At 33.3% G+C, this 19991-nt stretch carries 22 protein-coding genes and 1 pseudogene; 14 read left to right on the forward strand and 9 right to left on the reverse strand.

Going from position 1 to position 19991, the window contains the following annotated elements; genetic code table 11:
• The first annotated feature begins 33 nt into the window (after positions 1 to 33).
• Together ABH955_RS15315 and ABH955_RS15320 are read left to right on the forward strand one after the other, a co-directional pair.
• Positions 34 to 579: a sigma-70 family RNA polymerase sigma factor gene (locus ABH955_RS15315; RefSeq protein ID WP_404491301.1), complete on the forward strand. Its 546-nt coding sequence runs from the start codon at positions 34 to 36 to the stop codon at positions 577 to 579.
• A gap of 1 nt (position 580) precedes the next feature.
• Positions 581 to 1192 carry a flagellar motor switch protein FliG gene (locus tag ABH955_RS15320; RefSeq protein WP_404444711.1) on the forward strand — a complete coding sequence of 204 codons (612 nt, stop codon included), beginning with the start codon at positions 581 to 583 and terminating at the stop codon, positions 1190 to 1192.
• Positions 1193 to 1502: 310 nt separating this feature from the next.
• Here the strand turns inward: ABH955_RS15320 and ABH955_RS15325 are convergent, their stop codons facing one another.
• The 6 genes and pseudogenes from ABH955_RS15325 to ABH955_RS15350 form a co-directional block, all read right to left on the reverse strand.
• On the reverse strand, positions 1503 to 2228 hold the full coding sequence (locus ABH955_RS15325; protein ID WP_404444708.1) for a sulfite exporter TauE/SafE family protein: 726 nt from the start codon (positions 2226 to 2228) through the stop codon (positions 1503 to 1505).
• A 149-nt stretch (positions 2229 to 2377) separates the two neighbouring features.
• Positions 2378 to 3598, reverse strand: coding sequence for an MFS transporter (locus ABH955_RS15330; RefSeq protein WP_000791669.1), 1221 nt, complete (start codon positions 3596 to 3598; stop codon positions 2378 to 2380).
• 19 nt (positions 3599 to 3617) lie between these two features.
• Positions 3618 to 4067: an ArsR/SmtB family transcription factor gene (locus tag ABH955_RS15335; RefSeq protein ID WP_113938438.1), complete on the reverse strand. Its 450-nt coding sequence runs from the start codon at positions 4065 to 4067 to the stop codon at positions 3618 to 3620.
• Positions 4068 to 4195: 128 nt separating this feature from the next.
• Positions 4196 to 5419: an MFS transporter gene (locus ABH955_RS15340; protein WP_404491303.1), complete on the reverse strand. Its 1224-nt coding sequence runs from the start codon at positions 5417 to 5419 to the stop codon at positions 4196 to 4198.
• A 5-nt stretch (positions 5420 to 5424) separates the two neighbouring features.
• Positions 5425 to 5891, reverse strand: a pseudogene (locus ABH955_RS15345) (VOC family protein).
• Positions 5892 to 6083: 192 nt separating this feature from the next.
• Positions 6084 to 6200, reverse strand: coding sequence for a YjcZ family sporulation protein (locus ABH955_RS15350; RefSeq protein WP_000007805.1), 117 nt, complete (start codon positions 6198 to 6200; stop codon positions 6084 to 6086).
• Positions 6201 to 6504: 304 nt separating this feature from the next.
• On the opposite strand from ABH955_RS15350, the gene ABH955_RS15355 reads away from it, so the two are divergent.
• Entirely contained in the window at positions 6505 to 6723 is a 219-nt protein-coding gene (locus ABH955_RS15355; protein WP_002189061.1) for an aspartyl-phosphate phosphatase Spo0E family protein, read from the forward strand.
• A gap of 55 nt (positions 6724 to 6778) precedes the next feature.
• Positions 6779 to 6967, forward strand: coding sequence for an RNA chaperone Hfq (hfq, locus tag ABH955_RS15360; RefSeq protein ID WP_404456013.1), 189 nt, complete (start codon positions 6779 to 6781; stop codon positions 6965 to 6967).
• 38 nt (positions 6968 to 7005) lie between these two features.
• Here the strand turns inward: hfq and ABH955_RS15365 are convergent, their stop codons facing one another.
• Positions 7006 to 7608 (reverse strand): HD domain-containing protein, encoded by a 603-nt coding sequence (locus tag ABH955_RS15365; RefSeq protein WP_061688870.1) that lies wholly within the window; start codon positions 7606 to 7608, stop codon positions 7006 to 7008.
• Between the two features lie 171 nt (positions 7609 to 7779).
• Between ABH955_RS15365 and ABH955_RS15370 the strand changes: the two genes are divergently transcribed.
• The 7 genes from ABH955_RS15370 to ABH955_RS15400 all read left to right on the forward strand — a co-directional run bounded on the left by ABH955_RS15370 (position 7780) and on the right by ABH955_RS15400 (position 16064).
• Positions 7780 to 8613: a MotA/TolQ/ExbB proton channel family protein gene (locus ABH955_RS15370; protein WP_131245961.1), complete on the forward strand. Its 834-nt coding sequence runs from the start codon at positions 7780 to 7782 to the stop codon at positions 8611 to 8613.
• Positions 8614 to 8632: 19 nt separating this feature from the next.
• Entirely contained in the window at positions 8633 to 9310 is a 678-nt protein-coding gene (locus tag ABH955_RS15375; protein WP_404456018.1) for an OmpA family protein, read from the forward strand.
• 151 nt (positions 9311 to 9461) lie between these two features.
• Positions 9462 to 9830, forward strand: a complete 369-nt coding sequence (locus tag ABH955_RS15380; protein ID WP_000940577.1) for a response regulator — start codon at positions 9462 to 9464, stop codon at positions 9828 to 9830.
• A 128-nt stretch (positions 9831 to 9958) separates the two neighbouring features.
• Positions 9959 to 11947 (forward strand): chemotaxis protein CheW, encoded by a 1989-nt coding sequence (locus tag ABH955_RS15385; RefSeq protein ID WP_404456021.1) that lies wholly within the window; start codon positions 9959 to 9961, stop codon positions 11945 to 11947.
• 335 nt (positions 11948 to 12282) lie between these two features.
• Entirely contained in the window at positions 12283 to 13926 is a 1644-nt protein-coding gene (locus ABH955_RS15390) for a flagellar motor switch protein (RefSeq protein WP_404456024.1), read from the forward strand.
• Positions 13927 to 13955: 29 nt separating this feature from the next.
• Positions 13956 to 15320: a transglycosylase gene (locus ABH955_RS15395; RefSeq protein ID WP_404491305.1), complete on the forward strand. Its 1365-nt coding sequence runs from the start codon at positions 13956 to 13958 to the stop codon at positions 15318 to 15320.
• A gap of 27 nt (positions 15321 to 15347) precedes the next feature.
• Entirely contained in the window at positions 15348 to 16064 is a 717-nt protein-coding gene (locus ABH955_RS15400; RefSeq protein ID WP_113708659.1) for a hypothetical protein, read from the forward strand.
• A gap of 38 nt (positions 16065 to 16102) precedes the next feature.
• On the opposite strand, the gene ABH955_RS15405 is transcribed toward ABH955_RS15400, so the two are convergent.
• Positions 16103 to 16885: a CheR family methyltransferase gene (locus tag ABH955_RS15405; RefSeq protein ID WP_256491126.1), complete on the reverse strand. Its 783-nt coding sequence runs from the start codon at positions 16883 to 16885 to the stop codon at positions 16103 to 16105.
• A gap of 39 nt (positions 16886 to 16924) precedes the next feature.
• Positions 16925 to 17422: a flagellar motor switch protein FliG gene (locus ABH955_RS15410; RefSeq protein WP_098636181.1), complete on the reverse strand. Its 498-nt coding sequence runs from the start codon at positions 17420 to 17422 to the stop codon at positions 16925 to 16927.
• A gap of 143 nt (positions 17423 to 17565) precedes the next feature.
• On the opposite strand from ABH955_RS15410, the gene ABH955_RS15415 reads away from it, so the two are divergent.
• From ABH955_RS15415 to flgK, 3 genes are read left to right on the forward strand one after another with little or no spacing between them, the layout of a single operon-like run.
• Positions 17566 to 18030, forward strand: a complete 465-nt coding sequence (locus ABH955_RS15415) for a YaaR family protein (RefSeq protein ID WP_404456034.1) — start codon at positions 17566 to 17568, stop codon at positions 18028 to 18030.
• A 16-nt stretch (positions 18031 to 18046) separates the two neighbouring features.
• On the forward strand, positions 18047 to 18499 hold the full coding sequence (locus ABH955_RS15420) for a hypothetical protein (protein WP_404456037.1): 453 nt from the start codon (positions 18047 to 18049) through the stop codon (positions 18497 to 18499).
• Between the two features lie 17 nt (positions 18500 to 18516).
• Complete coding sequence (gene flgK / locus ABH955_RS15425) at positions 18517 to 19815, forward strand: flagellar hook-associated protein FlgK (RefSeq protein WP_404456040.1); 1299 nt, start codon at positions 18517 to 18519, stop codon at positions 19813 to 19815.
• The last annotated feature ends 176 nt before the right edge of the window (positions 19816 to 19991 follow it).

The raw sequence follows: 19991 nt of genomic DNA on the forward strand, positions 1-19991 counted from the left end.
AAGCAGCTGCTAAAGGGGAACTGAGGAAGGAAGATGTTTATGATTTTCGATTCTGAAGAGGATTTAATTATAGCTATGAAAAAACGCGATCAAGATGCTTTGAAAGAAGTAATTGATCAATATGGAAAATTAATTTTGTACATTATTCATAAATCATTAAGTACCCCTATTGAAAAACAATATGTAGATGATTGTTATAATGATGTATTTACTGTCATTTGGTTTAATATCGAACAATTTGATATAGAAAAGGGAAACTTAAAATCTTGGATGATTGGTATTACTAAATTAAAGGCATTGGAATATAAAAAGAAAGTATATAAAGAGAATAAAATCGATAAAGACGTAGAAATAGATACAAGTATCCATGATAGGTATGAAATAGAACAAGAAGAAGAGATTATGGAACTCGTACAAGATTTAAATACAAAGGATCGGTATATCTTTTTAAAGAGGTATATTGATAGGTATTCCATTGACGATATTGCGAAAGAATTAAAAGTAACGGCTGACTATATATACAATCGAATTTCTCGTGGAAAGAAAAAACTTCAAAAACTGTGGAAAGGGAGTGTGTAATATGGATAAAAGATTATTATCGATGTTAAATGAGCTCCAATATTCAGAAGAAGAAATTACACGTTTAGAGAAAGAAGCGAATGATTCTATAAATATAGATAAGTATTATGTGAGAAATGGTGAACTGCTAAAAAAATTAACTTTACAAATGTTAGAAGAATCAATTCGCGAAGAGTTACAAAAAAATGAAGAAATTGAGGATGAACTGTTAGTAGAAGAGGGATGCATGGTAAATACAAAAGTAATACCGAATATTTATACTGTAGGTGCAACTTTTTACTATTATATCGTTTTAACAAATAAAAGGTTGCTGATGAAAGGATTAGATTGTTATTTTAAAAAGGTAAATGAATACAGTATGTTAATAGAAGATATTCAAGCAATTTCACAACATAAAAAAATGAAAAACGTATACGGGATTAAATATAATAAAAAATATATACAATTTGGAAGTATAGAGCACGAACAAGAACTAGCTATGATTATTATGAAATTAAAACAGCATGGAGTAAAAGAAGAGAAATATAAAGATTTTGAGAAAGGCTGGATGATTTATTTCAATGTTCTTGTCATAGTAACATCCGGTCTTTTATTTTTAAAATATTTAATGTAAAAAGCGGCATAATAGCCGCTTTTTATGGTTTAGTTAGTATTCTATTGATGATCTTGTAGCTTTAAAATATTCTTCTCATGAAAGAATCATCAGTGGGACTACTAATTGTAAACTGACAATAAAGTTATTTAATTTAAAAACTTAAAACACGTATAACCCCGTTCCGATTTTAAGACGGGGTTAAAATAAATTTGTTTAATTTTTGATGTGAAATACTCCACTGCACTTAAAAATACACCAAACCAATAAATTCGTTTAGATCTATGTGTTATTGCACACTCTAAAGCACCTTCTAATTTAAAAAACTTATTTATAACAAATTCAAACTTTCAATGAGAAGATAAATGCCTGTACAACTCAAAAGGGTATATGTAAAAAATTTAAAAATCCGTTGATTAAGCCATTTGAAAATAATTTGACCTATATACAAACCTAGAAATACGATTGGAATAGCATAAAAACTTGATTCCCAAATTGTTTTGTTTGTGCCAGTAAAGAGTATTTGAGTTACTAGACTAATGAAATATATAAACAGATAAAAAGCCAAAGTAGTTGCTCTCAACTTCTCTTTTTTCGTATCAGTTCCTGTAAAGTAAAGTAACAGGGGTGGTCCTGGCATACCGATACTTGTCGTTAAAAGACCGGATAATCCACCCACTAAGAAATCTCTAGATTTTGTTGATTTAATCTTAAAGTTGCATATTAGCATCAACGTTAATAGTAAGAGCAGGATGCTAATTGCTAATTTAAATGTGTTGATGTTAATGGAAATGAAAATTAAAATACCAAAAGGAACACCAACTATACTTCCGAAAATTAATCTTTTCAGTAGAATAAAATCAATGTCCATTCTTATTTTCCAAATGAGTGATATGGAAATAATTAATGATAAAATGATATTTATTTGTATAGCTTCTTGTGGTAGAAATAGCATGAGTAAGAAAGGTGTTGCCATAATAGAAAAGCCAAAACCTGTACTTGTTTGTAAAATAGAAGCTACTAATATAATACATATGAAAATGAATATAATCTCCAAAATAGCCCCCCTACATAATCAGATCCAATAAATATTTTAACATAAAGTGAAATTTTAATCAGTGGGGGTTTTGTTCATCCCCCACTGATTATTAGCCCACACCAATTGGGATCTTACTGCCCGGCAAATAGCGGCTTTTTATGTTGCGGTTAATATTCCAAAGATGATCCTGTAGCTTTAAAATATTTTTCTCGTGAAGGCGTCATTACCCGGATTGCTAATAAACAGGAAAGGAAAAGAATGAGTAATGAACTACTGATTACAGTAATTTGAACGGAAAGAAATTGTGCGGATGCTCCAATTGCTAAAATGAAAAAGATTTGGATGAAATTTTTTATTGAATCAAACACGCTATCGATACGTCCTATCATATGTACAGGGATGTTATTTTGATAAAATGTTATAAAGCCAGTACCAGCAAATGATGAAGAAATACCAAGTAAAATGAAACCGCTCGCTGCGACTATAAATGAATTTGAAAAGGCAAAAATCACATAACCTATTGCTGTGAAAATCATACCTAATCCGATACAATGTTGAATTGCTAATCGTTTGGCAAAGAGAGAGACGAGAAATGAACCGCAAACGTAAGCAGCACCAGTTATACTAACAAGCATGCTATATTCTATATCGGATAAAAACAGTACTTGATTTGTGAAAACAACTTCTTGTGAATCGAGTGCCATAGAAACAAGCATAGTGGATTGAAATAAAACGAATATGAGAATAATGTAAGTTTCCGTTCGAGCGAATGAAAAAACTTGTTTCCAATCACTTCGTAATGTTTGTACGAAAGTATTTGCAACCTCTTCGTTTTGCTTTGTTTGTAATGTAATGTTTGGCAAGAAGTAAATGAGAATTGTAGAAAGTAGAAATGAAAGTGAATTGCAGTAAATAACAAAGTCTGCCGAGTAAGTAGTGAGAAGTATTCCAGAAAGAGCTGGACCGATAATAAAAGCCCCGTTTGTACATAAGCTATTCCAAGCGTTGAATTGAGCGCGCTCTTCAGCTCGTATGAGCATTGTTTTATAAGTGAATGAAGCTGGATCGAAAAATGATGTAGCAATGCGAGTCAAAAAGATAAAAATATAAATGGCCCAAATAGAATCAAATAGTGGAATACAGCCGATGAGAACTGCTCGAATAATATCTGCGATGAGCATAATTGACCGTTTATTTAATCGATCTACAATACTACCAGACCATATTTTTGTAACAACGGTGGCAATTGGACCTACAATCCATAATCCTGCTACAGCAGCAGGGGAGTTTGTGCTATTTAACACCATTAAGTTTAGAGCGATGAGATACATAAAATCACCTAAACGAGAAATTCCTGTTCCCGACAATAATAATAATTTATTTTTCATAAACAATTGGACCTTTCTTTCATTGTTTTTTAATCCGGCAGGAAATAGCGTATTCTTCTTCTGAGGCTGATTGACGAGCGGTTTTGCTTTCCCAGCGTAATAAAACTTGTGAGAGCTCCCAAGTGAGTTGTTGTAATTCCTCTGGAGTTAAAAATAAATGAGATACAATATGGCTCCCTGTATTTGTTCCTTCCGTTCCTGCTTCTTCAATATAGAAGTGAGCAGATTTTGCTTTATAGTACTTTTCAATAATCCCTCGTTTTTCCTTTGTATCTACTAATTCAAGTAAGCCTCCGTCAAATAAAATTTGGATGTGATAGTGAACGCTACCAGCAGATTTATTTAGTTTAGTAGATACTTGTTTTGCAGTGAGTGTTTCGTCTTTTAAAAGGTGAAGAATTTGAATGCGAGTTGCATTGGAAATTAGCTTTTGTTGTTCTGCTGAAATGGTAAGTCGATCCTCAAACATTATTTTAGCCCCTTTCTTATAATCTAAATTTATTGTACATTCTAAAAAAATAGAACGTAAGAGAAATAAATCGCCTTTTTCTTGTGAATTTCGACAAAAATAAAAATGGCATGTACATATACATGCCATTAAGTGATAGTAGATTCTTCACTAAGTTCCCCGCCATAAAACAAGAAAAGCCATATAAAACTAACAAAAATACAGCATATAGCTAACAAGCTACCAATTACTTGAGGAGAAAGGATTTCTAAAAGCCATCCTGTAATAAACATAGATAACTGAATAAGAGATCCGTAAATGGAATAATGGAATGAAAAGACTTTACCCATCATATTTTCCTTCGTGTAAGTTTGAAGCAATGTCGTATCAAGTGGAACGATGATTCCTCCTGCTATGCGCATACAAAATAGAGTAATGATACCGATAATAAGTTGATCGGATAGAATGAATCCGAGAAAGAAAATTCCTTGTAGTAAATAGGCCAAGCCAAATGATCTTTTCATGTTGTCTTCATTTTTAGACATATAAAGATTAACGAGGAGACTGCCAATCATAAGTCCAGCCCCTTGAACCATATATAAAATGCCAATGTTAGTGTGGAAGATTCTTTCGGCATAGATTGTTAGAAGTAACTGATAGCCACCTCCAATAATGCCCCATGAAATGCCGACAAGAATTAATGTTAAAATAATTTTGCTTTGTAATATGTATGTATAACCATCTTTTATATCAGTGAAAAACGCTTTTTTCTTGCTAAAAGTGTCACGAGAAGGGATCTTTATTTTATAAATAATATAGGCTGAAATAAAGTATGATAGGCTATTAATAAAAAAGGCAATCTCGATACTTAAAGATTGTGCAATGAGCCCACCTAAAGAAGCTCCCATAATAGACATAAAACCATTGATTGTACTAGAAAGAGAGTTAGCGGTTACGAAATGCTTTTGATGTACGATATTTTTTAGAGTTGATTGCTTAGCAGGCTCGAATAAGCAAGAGAGTACTGATAAGCATATGTTAGAAACGAAAATAATTTCAATTTTGTAGAATGCTAATAAATAAGTGAGGACGATAATTCCTCGTAAACTATCGGTAAAAATCATAATTTTCTTTTTTGAAAAACGGTCTACAATTCCGCCTATGAATGGGCTCAGAAGAAGTTGAGGTAACCCTTTGCTCATAAAGGTGAGTGCTAACATAAATGAAGATTCTGTTATGCTATAGACGAGTGTTAATAAAGCGACAGTATGAAACCAATCCCCAAGTACACTTAATGTTTGACCATAAAATAGTTTTTTAAAGTTTTTATTTGTTCTAAGAAGTGTGGAATAAGAAACTGATTGCACTGACATAAAAATTAATCCCTATCTATTGGCGATGTTTGTACATGCTTTTTCCATTCACTTAAATACATTTTCTCTGCTTTAGGTAGTCCAACAGGTAATTGTGCAATGAATTCTAAACTATTTCCATCAGGATCGTTAAAATATACGGAGGCGTGTGCTAATTCTGGAAAAACGATTGGCTCAATTGGCTCCATTCCAAAGTTTTTTCGCGCTGGAATTCCTTTCTGTTTGAGCCAGTGTATTGCGTTTTCTAAATCGTGTAAGCTTACTTGGAAAGCGATATGTCGTAAGGATGGATGATAATTGACTTTGTATTCTTTTCCTTCCCAAAGACCAATCAAACTTTCATTTTCTACAATCCAAAAGAAGGCGATATCGTTGTCTCTTTTATATAATTTTAACCCCAGGATTCATAAAAAGGTATCGAAATTTCTAAATTACAGACAGGTAAATGTGCTTCATAAAGACCTTTAATCATTATAATCCTCCTTAATAAAAATGTTTCTTATTCCATAGTAAACGATTTCTTGTTAGTTGAAATCACAAAAAAGATGGACATAAATTCATACGAAAGTATGAAAAAACAGCTCAAATATGAGCTGTTTTCGTATAGTTTTTAGTTAACCTATTTCATTCATTTAGAGTTTAGCGAAAAGGATACGTATTATATTTAAAACCCTCCGCCGCCACCCCAACAGCTACATCCGATAATGATTAGAAGGATGAATAGCACGATGAGTAAAGCAAATCCACCGCCGAAACCAGCGCAACTACCACCAAAGCTCATGTTTTTTCCTCCTTTTTAGGAAATTAATCTATATAACTAATGGATTACTTTATAAGATATGTTTTTATTTAGAAAAGGAGCAAGTCTTACTTCTAATTAGACAAGAGCCTGTGATCGGATTTAAATGTGATATTTACTTTGTTTCATAGCGCTTTTTTAAAAATGGTAAAACAATATGGAAGTGTATACTAGGTGAATGTATTGCAAATGAAAGGGGTATGTAACTTACAATTACATTAAAGTTTCTTTTCATAAATATAAAATTTGTAAAAAAAGCCATTTTTTTATTTTTTTATGAGTGGAAATGTACTATAATTTTACAAGTAATATTATGGGAAAAGGGAGTTTTAGTATAGAGATGGAGATGGGACAATTACACAATAAAATAGAACACAAAAAGAAAGAGTTAATTCAACTTGTTGCTAGGCATGGATTAGATCATGATAAAGTTTTGTTATTTAGTCGGGATTTAGATATACTAATTAATAAGTTTATGAATATAAAAGACAAAGTATGTAAGTGATTAATCTTTAATTTTTTATATTAGGATTATTTACTGATAAAGGAGAGAACAGTTATTGGAACATTTACAAGAAGAGTTGTATAAACAAATAAAAGAAGAAAAAGGTACAGTTACTATATTTTTAAAGAGCGGAGTAAGAATAGTAGGGGAAGTAGTTGGAGTAGATAGATTTACAGTATTAATATTAGTAGATGGAAAACAACAACTTATTTATAAGCAGGCAATATCAACAATTATGAAATAAGACACTCATTTTGAGTGTCTTATTTCATAATTAAATGATTACTGTTTGCATGCTTCAACGTCAATGCCGGCAGCGAGTAATTTTTTTTCTCCGTCTTGTTCAATGATTTTTTGTAATTTAGATAAGAAAGAGTCAAAATCTGTATGTTTACCAACTTGGAAAGTCATTTTATGCTCAATTGGTAGCCAAGTATCAATATCAGCTTCGTTATGCTGAATTTTCACTTCAAGTTTATCAAGTGCATTAGCAACTTTTGCTTCATACGTTTCTTTCGCTTCGAACTCCATCCATAAATCGTATAATTCCACGCCAAGAGAACCTTCTAGTGTACGTTTAATATTTAAAATAGCCTTTTGCTCATTTTTTTGTTTTTGTAATTGTAATTCACGGCTATTCATCGTATCGAAGGCGGGGATGTCACCAGCTTCTGCTTCAACAAGGTCGTGAATAATAACCATTTTAAGTAATTTTTCTATATTTACTTTTTGATCCAAATAAGGCTCAACTAAGATAGCCATTAGGGACATACGCCACGTATGTTCAGCAACACTTTCTTGACGTCCGTTAGAAAGCCAACTATGTCGCATTTCATATTTTAGTTTTTCTGCTAATGCAATGACTTGCAAAATGTTATGTTCCATCGAGATCCTCCTCATATTTCCATACTATAATTCTAATGTGGAAATGAAATGTGTCAATTTTATGAGTATATTGCGATAAATAGATGATAAGCGTATAATGAATGTTATATGTGAAAACGCATTATTAAAATAAAAAAATGTTTTATAAAAATGACAAGGAAGGGAAGGAATATGGGAGACGAAAATCAAGTATTAGCTAGACCACAAAGAAAAAAAAGGAAGTTTGAAATTTCTAGCCCAATTGGCATTATAGTAGGTTTTGCCATTGTAATAGCGGCAATCATGTTTGGCGGTGGTGGAATAAAAGGGTTTAAAAATTTCTTAGATGTTTCATCTATTTTAATTGTCGTAGGGGGAACAACAGCGACAATCGTTGTGGCATATAGATTTGGAGAAATAAAAAAATATATGAAAAGTATTTTTACTGTTTTACATAGAAGAGAAGAAGATTTAGAACAGTTAACGGATTTGTTCGTTGATTTTTCGAAAAAATCGAAAAAACATGGATTGCTTTCATTAGAAGTTGATGGAGAGCAAGTAGACAATCCTTTTATTCAAAAGGGAATTCGTTTAATGTTAAGCGGCTATGATGAAGCGGAATTAAAAGAAGTGTTAATGAAAGATGTTGAAACTGAAGTGTATGAGTTAAGAAAAGGAGCGACATTATTAGATAAGATTGGTGATTTCGCTCCAGCATGGGGCATGATAGGAACGTTAATTGGTCTTATTATTATGTTGCAAAACTTACAAGATACTTCACAAATTGGTACAGGGATGGCCGTTGCAATGTTGACGACATTATATGGATCTATTATTGCAAATATGATTGCAATACCGCTATCTGAAAAAGTGTATCGTGGTATTGAAGATTTGTATACAGAGAAGAAGTTTGTAATAGAAGCAATTTCAGAGCTGTACCGAGGACAAATTCCTTCCAAATTAAAGTTAAAACTTGATACATACGTATATGAAACGAAGATAAAAAAAGAAAAACGAGCAGCCTAGTAGTTTGAGGAGTGGTAAGATGAGTAAGCGACCGGAAAAAGGAGCGCCTCGTTGGATGACGACTTTTACTGATTTAATAATGTTATTGCTAACTTTCTTTGTATTACTAGTTGCGACTTCAGAGCAAGATACAGTAAAATTATCAAAGATGCTTGAAAAGTTTAGTGACGCGGAGCAAGTAAATGCAAAAGCAATGGAAAATACAATACCAGATATTTCACATGAAAAAAATGATGAAAAAGCAGTTTCAAAAAAGCGCATGGATGAATTGTATAAAAAGTTAAAAGCATATGTGGATAATAATGGTGTTAGTCAAGTGAATGTATATCGAGAAGATACAGGTGTTAGCATCGTTATAGTAGACAATTTAATATTCGATACGGGTGATGCGAATGTTAAGGTGGAAGCGAAAGAAGTAATTAGTCAATTAGTAGGGTTCTTCCAATCGGTACCAAATCCAATTGTTGTAGAAGGACATACGGATAGCAGACCGATTCATAATGAAAAATTCCCTTCCAACTGGGAATTATCTTCAGCGCGTGCAGCTAATATGATTCATCATTTAATTGAAGTGTATAATGTGGATGATAAAAGGTTAGCAGCGGTAGGATATGCAGACACAAAACCAGTAGCACCAAATGATTCACCGCAAAATTGGGAGAAGAACCGTCGCGTTGTAATATATATTAAGGAATAATATATTTCTATTTTAGTAATAAAATAATAAAAATACAGAAATTCTTTTAAAAAAATATTAAATTTTATCGTTTTATTTTGTATAATGAGTGAGAATGATAAGGTGAAATATTAAGATATTTTTATACATAGTAAGGAGAGAACCGAAAAGAATGGCACATAAAATTTTAGTTGTAGATGATGCGATGTTCATGCGAACAATGATTAAAAACTTGTTAAAAAGTAATTCTGAATTTGAAGTTATCGGTGAAGCAGAGAATGGCGTAGAAGCGATTCAAAAGTATAAAGAGCTTCAACCTGATATTGTAACACTAGATATTACGATGCCTGAAATGGACGGACTTGAAGCATTAAAAGAAATTATGAAAATTGATTCGAGTGCAAAGGTTGTCATTTGTTCCGCAATGGGACAACAAGGTATGGTGTTAGATGCGATTAAGGGCGGGGCAAAAGACTTTATTGTAAAGCCATTCCAAGCGGATCGTGTTATTGAAGCTTTAACAAAAGTAGCAAACAGCTAATATAAGGGGTGCCACAAGGAATCAAAACAATGATAGTAGATAGATATGTGGCCCCCCTTTTTTCTTGTTTTAAAACACTAAATTGTTATACATAAATGAAATGTTTGTTAGACAGGTAGGGGATTAAAATGCAAACAGATCTATTAAATATATTTTTTGAAGAAGCAGAAGAACATTTACAGTCGCTAAATGAAAATGTGCTAAATTTAGAACGCAATCCTGCCGATATGGGTGTTGTAGGAGAAATATTCCGCTCAGCTCATACATTTAAAGGTATGTCTGCGAGTATGGAATTTACAGAAATGGCGGATTTAACGCATAAGATGGAAAGTGTTTTAGACGAAATCCGTCACGGAAATATGATGGTGAATGCTAATATTATTGATGTTATTTTTGAATGTATTGATAATTTAGAAAAGATGGTTGCAGATGTGCAGCAAGGCGGAATGGGTAATATAGATGTTGTATCAACGAAACTTAAATTAGAAGCATTATTGAATGGCAATGTAGAAGCTTCTATGGAAAATGTAGAGCAAAGTAGTATAAATAATGATGATACAGTTTCTCATGAAGTGTATATAACTGTTGAACAACAAGCTATTTTAAAAGCGGTACGTGCCATTATGTGTATTGAAGCGTTACAAAATTTAGGTAATATACAAAAAACGGTTCCAAGCATTGAAGAAATTGAAGCGGATGCTTTTGGATTTGAGTTTACAGTACATATGAATACTGATCATAGTGTTGAAGAATTGAAACGAGTAGTGCTTCATGTTTCTGAAATTGAGAAAGTAGAAGTGAAGCAAGGTAGTCATAAAGTACAAGAAGTCGTACAGGTGGAAGAAACGATTCCACAGGTTGAAACCAGACAGCTGAAGTCACCTTTAGAACTGGCAATTCAACCGGTGAGCAATACGTCAACTAAAAGTACTACAAAAACGAAAAATGCTAAAGTGGAGAATCGTTCTATTCGTGTTCAGTTAGAAAAAATCGAAACATTAATGAATATGTTTGAAGAAAGTGTAATTGAGCGTGGACGAATTGATGAATTAGCAGAAACGATTCAAAATAAGGAGTTAATCGAGCATTTAAATCGATTAGGGGATATTTCAAAAGATATTCAAAATGTACTATTAAATATGCGTATGGTACCAATTGAAACAGTTTTCAATCGTTTCCCGCGTATGGTGCGCATGTTAGCGAAAGATTTAGGGAAAAAAATCGATTTACAAATTACAGGTGAAGATACTGAAGTTGATAAAATAGTTATTGATGAAATTGGTGATCCACTCGTTCATTTAATTCGCAATGCAATTGATCATGGTATTGAAACTGTCGAAAACCGACGTGATGCCGGGAAAAATGAGACAGGTACTATTAAATTAGAGGCGTTTCATAGTGGAAATCATGTCGTAATCCAAATTACTGATGATGGAAATGGTATTCATAAAGGAAAAGTATTAGAAAAAGCGATAAAAAATGGTGTTGTAACGGAATCAGAGGCAAATAAATTAACGGATCGTGAAGTGTTTGATCTTATCTTCCAACCGGGATTTAGTACAGCGGAAGTTGTATCTGACCTTTCTGGACGTGGGGTTGGATTAGATGTTGTTAAACATACGATTCATAGTTTAGGTGGGCATTTAATTATTGATTCTGAAGAAGGAAAGGGAAGTACATTCAGAATTGAACTTCCGTTAACATTGTCTATTATTCAATCAATGCTTGTTCAAACAAATGATACGCGTTATGCGTTGCCTCTCGGTAATATAGTCGAAGCGATTCGAATTCAAAAGGAAGACGTTCAATCATTACAAGGAAAAGACGTTTTAAATTATCGCAATCAAATTATTGAAGTAAAACATTTAAACACTGTATTTGGTGAAAAAACAGTAGAGGATGCGTTTGCATCATATGATAGTCAAATGGTTCCTGTATTAATTGTTCGTAATTCACGTCGTAGCTATGGACTTATTGTCAACACAATTATCGGTCAAAGAGAAATAGTCTTAAAGTCATTAGGCGACTTCTTTGCAGAGAGCTCTAACTGTTTCTCTGGTGCGACAATTCTCGGTGATGGACGAGTGGTCCTCATTTTAAACCCGGAAGGTTTATAATAGGAATGAAGGAAGCTCCCCACTTGTATACAATTGGGGAGCTTTTGGGTTAGAAATATTCATTAAGTGTGTGACAACTGTCGTTTGCAAATATTGTGGGAATAATACGTTTGATAAATATAACGAGTGTAATAGACAGTTTATCCCACTATTTGTGGGCAGTAAAACTCCCACCTCAAAATTCGATTGGAACAAAGAAGTTAGGTGGGAGCTCTGCTGCCCGTAAACGCCCAATTGGTGAGGGCTGATAATCAGTGGGGGAGGAACAAAACCCCACTGATTAAAGTTTCACTTTATATCGTTGAAAGAAAAACAGAAATGGGGAGGCAAGGAAAATGCCTGAGCAACACACAAAAGGGAATGCGAGCACGATTGTGCTCGAAAAAGAAAATGAGCATTTAACGCCTCAAGAATGCGATATTCTTGGTGAGATTGCAAATATATCATTTGGTTCAGCTTCGACTGTATTATCAACAATCTTAAATAGGCAAGTAAACATTACTGCTCCTCGTATAGAATTGGTAGATTTATATAATACAAGCGATGTTGAAGTTCCACATGTTGTGTTAAATATTCATTTTACAAAAGGATTAGATATGGAAAATCTTCTTGTCCTTAAGCAAGATGTTGCATTATCAATTGCTGATTTAATGATGATGGGGACAGGTGAAGTGGAAGAAGGAAAAGAACTTGGTGAATTAGAGCTAAGTGCTGTACAAGAAGCGATGAATCAAATGATGGGATTCGCAGCTACATCTATGTCGGAATTCTTCCAAGATACAGTAGATATGTCTCCGCCGACAATTAAAGTCGTAAAGCTATCAGAAGAGATGGAGAAAATCACTGAAATAACTGGAAATAACACAATTGTTAAAGTATCGTTTGATTTAAAAATAGATAACCTTGTAAACTCTAAACTTGTGCAAATTGTTTCAGTTGAACATGCGAAACGGATGATAAATAAATTACTGCAATTATCTGGTGAAGTAGAAAAAACAGAGACTCCAGTTGAAGAGGTAGTAACTGAAATTGTAGAAGAACATGTAGAAAAAGAGCAATTAACACAAGAAGAGAAAGATGTGCTTGGTGAAATTGCGAATATTTCAATCGGTTCGGCGTCAACAGTACTATCGACGCTTTTAAATCAGCCTGTCACTATTAGTACACCAAGTGTAGAGGCTATTAATGTTCGCCATTATGACGGAGTGCCAGTTCCATTTGTTATATTAAATGTCGATTTTGTTGAAGGATTAAAGAATGAGAATGTATTCGTATTTACGAAAGATGTTGCTTTAACAATGGTAGATTTAATGATGATGGGAACGGGTGAAATTGATCCGGAGAAAGAGCTAAGTGAATTAGAGTTAAGTGGCATTAAAGAAATTATGAACCAAATGATGGGGCATGCTGCAACAGCAATGTCAGAAATATTTAAAGAAAAAATGGATATGACACCACCAGATGTTAAATTTATTTCGTTAAAAGAAGAAATGGAGTATTTGGGAGAGTCGATGGCAGTTGACGAACTCGTTCAAATTACTTTTAATCTTGAAATTGGTGATCTCCTTCAGTCAAAGATGTATCAAATACTACCAATATCAGAAGCGAAAGAAATGGTTAGAAGACTTCTTTATCCGATGATGGAAGAGCAAGAAGAAATAGTTGAGGAAGTTATTGAAGAGGAAGAAATTCCTGCACCAGTCGTACAGCCGATTGAATATAAAGAAGTCAAGCAAGTTGAGCCAGTGTATATGGATGCATCTATTATACAAAATGTAGAAATGAATGTTAAATTTGTATTTGGAAGTACAGTGAAGACAATTCAAGATATTTTAAGTTTACAAGAAAACGAAGCAGTCGTACTTGATGAAGATATTGATGAACCCATTCAAATTTATGTGAACGATGTATTAGTTGCGTATGGAGAGCTTGTAAATGTAGATGGGTTTTTCGGAGTGAAAGTGACGAAATCGCTCTAGGGCGTCGAAATAGGAGTTTGAACAAATAGATGAAAGATGTAAAGTTTTTTCTAGTGAGTTTGATATTTGTATATATATGTACTTTCTTCCCGTTGCAAGGGCAAGCAGAAGAAATAATTGTACAAGAGCAAAATGTAAGTGAAGTGAATGAGCAAGAAGAGCAAAATATAGAGAATCGGGAACAGCCGAAACGAACGGAAATGCCCCTAGTTGAAGATGAAAAAAAAGCAGTAGAGAATGAGGAAGAGAAAGAACAACGAGAAGAAAGAAAGATAGAAACAGACCGAGGAATTATTACAGTTAATAAGCAGGAATTAAAGGTTGGCGAAGAATTGCGAATTGCTGTAGCGCCAAATGAAAAAAATATTCAAAGTGTAAAAGGTATACTGCAATTACAAAAAAATGGTGTGCAGTACAGGCAGGAAAGAGTCATATCTTTCGAGTATGAAGAAGGAACGAAACGATGGATCGCCAATTACAAAGTCGGAATATATGATTTGCAAGGTGATTGGAACCTTCAGCTCGTTGAAAGTTATAAAGAAGATGAGAAGGAAGAAGTAATAGAGAATGAATTAAATGTACCGCTCATTCGAATAAATAACGAAACACCGACTATAGATAAAGAATTGCCGAAGTTAGAGAAGGTTACTATTGATGATGCGAAAGAGAACTTCATTGAACGGAAAAAGGGAGAATCCGTTCATATACGAGTAAAGACGGTAGATATAGAATCTGCTGTTAAAGAAGTGCGAGTTATATTAAAGGGAAAAGAAGAAGGTAACGATATTACTTTTTTATTAGACTATAATAAACACGACATGGATTGGCAGAAAATAATTGAAATAACAGAAGCGCTGCCTATTGGCCCGCACCAACTTATTGTGAAAGTAACAGATGTGGCAGGTAACAAACTTGTGACAGAGAGTGAATATATCATTTCTATTATCGAACAAAAAGTGGAAGATAATGAAAAGATAGAAGAACATGAGAATCAAAATAAACTAGAAGATAAGAAAGAAGCTGAGAAGCAGGAAGATTCGAAAATAGCGACTCCGCTTCCGGAAGAAAAGCTTCCAGTTGTTCAAATCCCAAAACAAGAAGAGAAAGTAAACTATTTTATAAAAGAGCCGTTGAAAGAGAAAGAGGAAAACAATTACGTTATAAAAGAGCCAGGGGCAGACAATAGGGAAGTAAATAATGTGAAGGCTCATAAAGAGAAAAGAGGTAAAAATGACGATCAAGTCGTTTCTAAAAAGAAAGAAAAAATAGAAGAACAGCAAGAGAAAAAAGAAGAAGAAAGTGAACAGGGAGTACAAGCCTCTAATGTGTTTGCTATTATGTCAGGATTATTTGTACTGTTTTTAGTTTTAAAGAGTAATAAAGAGTGGGGCTAATAATTTGATAGTAGTGGAGGCGCTTAAATGGAAATTAAACGTACTACAATTGAAAATAAGACGCTACACCCATTAAAACAGCCTGCTGCTATTTCAGAACATGAAATTCAGAAAGAACGAAAACGGAGTAACCTTGTGTTTACGGGGCAGTCCCAAATCATTTCGAAAAATAATGAAATAGGGATTCTACTTGCGAGTTTAGGTGATGGAAAGATTGTAAAAGAAATGCTTTCTAAGGAAATGGATACCGTGTTGCAGTTGTTTTCAAAGCTACATATGTTGTCTGAGGAAGGGAAGCAATCGGACAAAATATATGAACAAATTGTTAGAAGTTTGCAGGGGCTTATTAAACAAGCGCATATAAAGGGAGTTCCGTTATTAGATGGAACGTATGATTTCGCTGAAGTGCAGCTTGCGTTTGGAAGAAAAGTACATATTCCGTTACTTGATGTAAGTGCGCTCATTTCTAGAGTGGAACAAGATCCATCAGAAGGAAATACGAACTTAATGATAACAGTTATTACAGCTTACATGACAAAATTGTCTAACGAAACAATTTTAATTAGCGGTACGGATCGTATTTCTAAAGAACGTGATGCAAGTGTGTGGAAAGCACTTGCAGAAATGAATATGACGCAATTATCGCATGCGTTGAAACATACGATTCAAGAGCACAAATGGTCTGTTACCGCTCTATTTCTCTTTATATGGGTTATAGGTATCATATTGATTCGTATTATATAATAAAAAAAGGTCGTCATTTCAATTATGACGACCTTTTTTTATATTTTTTCGTAGAAGAATGTATCAAAACGCTGAAGGTTGTAGCGTTCGGGTGTTAAAATTTGTTCTGTGCTACCAACGAATAGTACGCCACCTTTTCGTAAAGAACGACTAAACTTTTCATAGAGCTTTATTCTTGCTTCTTCTGTAAAGTAAATCATTACATTTCGACAAATGATTAAATCGTAGTTCGTATCAAATGTCTGCATTAATAAATCGTGTTGTTTGAATGTAACTTGTTGTTTAATATTTTGATGCAATATATATGTATCATCTTCTTTTGTGAAATGACGTTGTTTTAAATCATTAGGTAATTCTTTCAAAGAGCGTTCCGTATATTGACCACGTTTCGCAGTTTCTAAAACATGAAAATCAAGATCCGTTGCTTGAATGTCATAACGAAACGGAGCTAGATGCTTCGATAATATTAAAGAAAGTGTATATGGTTCTTCACCGGCAGCGCAAGCAGCACTCCAAATTTTTAATTTACCGTTATTTTGTTCAAGTAGCTTTGGTAGAGCTTTTGTCTCTAATGTTTGCCAGCGTTCTTTATTTCTGAAAAACTCTGAAACGTTAATCGTAATGTAGTCAATAAAACTTAAAAATAATGTTTGATCAGTGCGTAAATTGTTTAAAAAGCTTGTATAATTGTCAAAACCTTTTCTTGAAATGAACGCATCGATTCTTCTGTGCATTCTATCTTGCTTATAGGAAGCGATATCCATATTAAATAGCTGTTTAAAACTCGTAATAAAATGATTATAATCTTGTTCAGTTTTCATATTTACAATAGGCACAATAACGATATTGTGCCTCCCCCTTTACATCATACGAATTTTTTGTTCAAAGCTTTTTTTCATCTGCTTTTCATGTAAGCCAGGTAAATCATAAATAACGGCGTCAATTCCTGCTTCTTTTGCAATGTCAACAGGAATGACAGACGTATGTTTATCCCTATTATAAAAACAGAGAACTAAATCAGTATCTTCGACAATTTGTTTTACAAAAAACATATAATCTGATCGATAAATGGAGTCGGAAGGATGATCAAAAGCAATATATTCAGCTCCGTGTTTTTTTAAATAATCAACGACTTCTTGAAATTCGTCTGTTAATACATGTAACGGTTGTAGCGTGTAAAAGCATAAATTTTGAGCGAGTCTTTCATTTTCAATGAAAAAACGAAGAACTTCATTTTCAATAGATTTATAACATAATATGTAAATTTTATGTTTGTGAGCATAGTCAATTAAAAATTTTTTTATTTCTTCTTGATCTAATGCTGTTAATTGATTTGAACCACAAAGAAAAATATTCATAGATTCGTGCCACCTCATGCTAAATTGTAACATATCTTCTATAAAAAATAACTGCAAAATATGAGTGTTCAGAGTATAATTATAAATAACTGGATTTTACGATTAAGTTTTGAAAGAAATAAAAAAATAAATAGGTGATATATATGCTACGTTCTATCGCGCATAATCCAATTTTATCGCATATACCGCCTGCTACTCAAATGCCGAAAGAAGCAAATGTCAGGACAGGACTTGCATTTTCGGATAATTTGCATGCAGATCCGAAAAAAGATAAATTGTTAGAACAAATGGAAGCGCTAGTTGATAATATTGGGGAAATTAAAGAGAAAATTGAATTAGAGTTAACGCTCGATAATGTTATGGAATACAAAAATACTGTGAAATCATTTTTGAATTTTTACGTTGATAACTTACTGCAATATAAAGATGTTATGTCTCGTCATCCACGTTATGGATATTCGCAGAAAATGACAATTGTAAAACAAGCTGAAGTGGGATTAAATGAAATGGAAGATGTTATGAATTTAATTAATACGAAAACAGGGCATTTAGAAATGTTAAATCAAATTGGAGAAATTCATGGTTTAATTGTAAATTTAGTCTTGTAAAAGGGAAGGAAGCTATATGTACATACAATTATATGAAAAGCTTGTTATCATTCAAAAAGCATATGAAAATATTCAAACGCTTGGAGAACAAATATATGAGAATTTAAAACATAAAAATGTAAATGCAGTTCAAAAGCTGCAAGTGGAACAATTGCAGTACATAGAAGGTGTAAAAGGATTATCTCGCTCTTTTGAGGAGATGGTTGTTCAGTTTTGTGAAGAAAAGAAAGTCGAACAATTGCGTATGCGTTCGCTATTTTCGTATTTTTCACCGGAAGAAATTGAAAAAATGGAAGAATTACAAAAAAGTTTAAATGGATTAGAAGAAAATGTAAAAATGATTCTTTTGAAAAATCAATATTACTTAAACGTACTATTAAAAACTACAGAGAGCATTGTGGATTCCGTTTCTGAATACAATTTGGAGAAAAACAATAATTCGCAAATCTTTATGAATGAACTATTGTAAAGGAGAAGTGAAGCATTATGAGGTTATCCGATTATAATACACCGCTATCTGGTATGCTAGCGGCCCAAATGGGATTACAAACGACGAAACAAAACTTATCTAATATTCATACACCTGGGTATGTGCGTCAAGCCGTGAATTTAGGTTCTGTAGGAGCAAGTAACGGTCATACGCCAGGACAGAGAATTGGTTCGGGTGTACAAACATTAGGTGTTGACCGAATTACTGATGAAGTGAAAACGAAGCAATTTAATGATCAGTTGTCACAGTTCTCTTACTACGCATATATGAATTCTACTTTATCACGAGTAGAGTCTATGGTAGGAACTACAGGAAAGAATTCATTATCTAGTTTAATGGATGGTTTTTTTAATGCTTTTCGTGAAGTTGCGAAAAATCCAGAACAATCAAACTACTACGATACATTAGTTGCTGAAACTGGAAAGTTCACAAGTCAAATAAATCGTCTTGCGAAAAACCTAGATACAGCGGAAGTACAGACGAAAGAAGATATTGAAGCGCATGTCAATGAATTTAATCGTCTTGGTGCTAGTTTAGCAGAGGCGAATAAAAAAATTGGACAAGCGGGGACACAAGTACCTAATCAACTATTAGACGAACGTGATCGCATTATTACAGAGATGTCTAAGTATGCCAATATAGAAGTGTCTTATGAATCTATGAATCCTAATATTGCGAGTGTTAGAATGAATGGTGTTTTAACAGTAAATGGACAAGACACATATCCACTTCAATTAAATAAGGGGAGCGAACCGATGACTGTTGCGATTTATGGATCGGATATTCCTTTAACAGATGGAGCCATTCAATCAGCAATAGATACGAAAGGGAAGATTGCTAGTTATAAGAAAAATATTGAAGACTTAATGAGTTCTGTGAAAAATCAAGTGAATACAGTGATGGGAAAAGATTTCTTCGTTGGAGATCATGCGAAAGATATTCAGTTAAATCCTGAATTCGCAAAAGATGTTTCAAAAATGAAAATTTCTGCTGAAACAGCAAATAAACTGGCAGGAATTACAGATGGAGATTATAAAGAAGGTCTTTCTTATAAACAAGCGTTAGACCAATTCATCGTTGGTGTAGCTTCTGATAAAAGTGCAGTGAATGCTTATCAAAATATTCATAAAGACTTATTAGAAGGTATTCAGCAAGAAAAGATGAGTATAGAAGGCGTCAATATGGAAGAGGAAATGGTTAATTTAATGGCCTTCCAGAAATATTTTGTCGCAAACTCTAAAGCTATTACGACGATGAATGAAGTGTTTGATAGTTTGTTTTCGATTATTAGATAAAACGTAATAAAAAAGAAAAAGCTTTTTTTATGCTGGAAGAGAGAGTCTAGCATAGTGTGGAAGCGGACAGAGCGATATGAGACCAGAGATATGAAGTGGTTGTGGGATACGTTAGGTTAGAGAACAACCATGTCAAATAGAAATGAAACGCCTCTTTCTTTTATGTGTAGAGAGGA

This window comes from Bacillus sp. RC240 (genome assembly GCF_044907945.1).
Lineage (GTDB): Bacteria > Bacillota > Bacilli > Bacillales > Bacillaceae_G > Bacillus_A > Bacillus_A mycoides.